Here is a 2,660-nt window from a genome sequence, read left to right on the forward strand (position 1 = left end):
CCGCCCGCGCTGAGCCAAGGCGCGCAGGTCGCCTTCGGCTTGAGCCGCCGCCAGGGTGCCGAAGGTGTACCCCTCGCCGGGAACCGGAAGATCGCGATCGACGTCGGCCGTGAATTGCAGGAACAAGCCCGTCGGTGGGCCTCCCTTGTGATACTGGCCGGTCGAGTGCAGGAAGCGGGGACCATAGCCCAGGGTTGTCGCCAAGTGGAATCGTTCCAACAAGGCCAGGCGCAGTGCCTGCAGCGCCTGATCGATCTGCGGCGTATCCATCAGGTAAGCCATCAAGGCAAAGTAGTCCCCCGGGCGGGCGAGCGCCAGCAGGGAAGCCAGATCGCCGTGGCTGACGAGATCGGGAGGATGACCGGCTTCGACAGCCTGGCGCAGCACGTTGGCCGTGAGGTCTTTGCTCTCCTGCACGTTGGGCTGGTCGAATGGGTGGATCCCGATCAAGGCACCGGCGACGGCGGTGGCGAACTCCCAGCGGTAGAACTCGGCGCCGATGGATTGAACGTCGGCCAGATCCAGGCGCACGACAGGCTGGCCGGCCTGTTCCAGGGCAAGGGCGCGATCATCGAGGCGGCGATTTCGGTCGCCCGCCAGCCGCAAGTAGACGAACAACCGGTCATTGCCATAGCAGTCCAGCGGTGCCTCAGGTTCGAGGGCGACGGGCAGCAGGCCGCGGCCTTGCTTGCCGGTGCTCTCGGCCAGCAGCTGCTCGGCCCACAGGCCGAAGGCCGCCAACCGGGGAGCGGCCAGGAACGTGACCTTGTCGTGGCCGGTGCGGTGGCCGGCCGCAAGCCACGCGCCGAGCATGGCGCCGGGATTCTCGGTCAGCGGAGTGGCCGGGGCGCAGGCCGCCGCCATCGGCTCAACCGGCGCCAGTAAGGAGAGCGGGTCGATTCCGCTGAGCGTAGCCGGCACCATACCAAACAGCGAAAGCGCGGAGAAGCGGCCGCCGATATCCGGAGGGTTGAGGAAGATCTGCCGGAACTTGTTCTGTCGCCCCAGGCGCTCGAGGCCGCTGCCCGGGTCGGTGATCGCCAGGAAGTGCTCTCCAGCGCGCCCGCCGACGGCCTGCTGCGCCTGATCGAAGAAGAAGCGGAAGAACGAGAGGACCTCGATCGTGCCGCCGGACTTGCTGGAGACCAGGTACAGCGTGCGCTCGGGATCAACGGCCCGGGACGCTCGATCGACCCAGCCGGGTACCGTCGAGTCGAGGACGTGCAGGCGAGGCCAACCCGGGCGCGGACGGAAAGTTCGACGCAGAACCTCCGGGGCGAGGCTGCTGCCGCCCATCCCCAGCAGGACAATGTCCCGAATGCCGCCTCGCCGGGCATTGTTGGCCAACTCCAACAGTCCAGGTGCCCGTAACTGTGAGACAACCGGCACGGTCAGCCAGCCGAGGCGATTGGCGATCTCATCCGGCTGCGGCTTCCAGGCCGTATGGTCCTTGGCCCAGATGCGCTCGATCAGCCTGCGGTCACCAATTTCATCCAGGGCCTGGCGAACGGCGGACTCCACCATTGCCTCCTGACACGTCCCCACCGGATCCAGGGATCAGCGGAACTCGCACAACAGCCGGGTGACTCCCTGATACGCCTCCGCGGAGAGCCCGGGCGGGGGAGTCCCGCTGATCTCATCACACAGGCTGTGGCGGACGCGCTCGTCCGACCGCAGGCGAGAAGCGAGTTCGGCTGCTTCCGATTCCCTGCCGTCGAGCACGTACCCTTCGATGAAAGGAATCCATTCGGAAAGATCGAGCGGCTTCAAGTTGCTGGCCTCCACCTGATCTGCGAGGCGGGCAACCTCGGTCCAGTCGCCGCGCTGGCGTGCCAGCAGCGCCTGTTGGTAGTAGTAGCACCACGCGTGAGGGGCTTCCGGACCGAAGAACGCCGGGACGGCCGGGGCCTGAGTCGGGGCAACGTCGATCTGGTCGATGTGCGAGAACTGGCCGGCGACCCGCGCCAGGCTTCCGGGTGATTCGGGGAGCTCGAGCCGGCTGCCATCCAGGGCATGGACGCACGATTGCCCGCTGGGGCGAGCTAGCACCAGCGCCTTCTCATAGTCGCGAGGGTAGTCAATGATCTTGCGCATGCCGCGGATTTCGCTGGCGCCGACGCGGACCTTCTCGATCGTGTCTTCGGTGAAGACCTCGGCCCCAATCAGGATGTTTCTGGATTCCGGGTAGTAGATTAAGTTGGCCGGACCCCAGACCTCATAGTCCTCATAGAACCCCTCGCCCGGCATCTGGACGAGGAGCGTGGTCCCCGGCTGGAGCTGGGGCGCGCGCCAGGAGAGTTGCCACCAGAGCTGCCGCTCCGCCTCCCAGAACTCCGCCCAGGCCCGCCCGTTGAGAAAGTGGGTCCCCACGGAAAGGGCAACCATACCCAGGAGGATCCAGCTGCGCAGGGATGGTTTGACGAATTTCCCCAGCAGGCCGACGAGCAGCAAGGCCACGCCAATGGTGGCCTGAAGCGTGTAGCGATCGAATCCACCGGACCAATGGGCGTCCCTCATGGCGAGAATCACAGGGACCTGAGCGCCCACGAGCGAGACGGCGCCGAGAAGAAGCAGTTCGTTGGCGGCTGGGGAGGGATCGAGACGTTCGTCAGCCTCCAGTGACGGCGTTCGCCGGACATGCCGGCGGTACAGGAGTGTCA

At 66.3% G+C, this 2,660-nt stretch carries 2 protein-coding genes; both read right to left on the bottom strand.

The window, feature by feature from the left end; genetic code table 11:
* Window positions 1–1,524 (bottom strand): hypothetical protein (locus tag MUO23_01640; protein MCJ7511655.1); only part of this gene is annotated, 1,524 nt, incomplete at its 3' end.
* A 33-nt stretch (window positions 1,525–1,557) separates the two neighbouring features.
* The coding region (locus MUO23_01645) for a hypothetical protein (protein ID MCJ7511656.1) at window positions 1,558–2,660 on the bottom strand (1,103 nt) is incomplete at its 5' end.

Source organism: Anaerolineales bacterium (assembly GCA_022866145.1).
GTDB lineage: Bacteria > Chloroflexota > Anaerolineae > Anaerolineales > E44-bin32 > PFL42.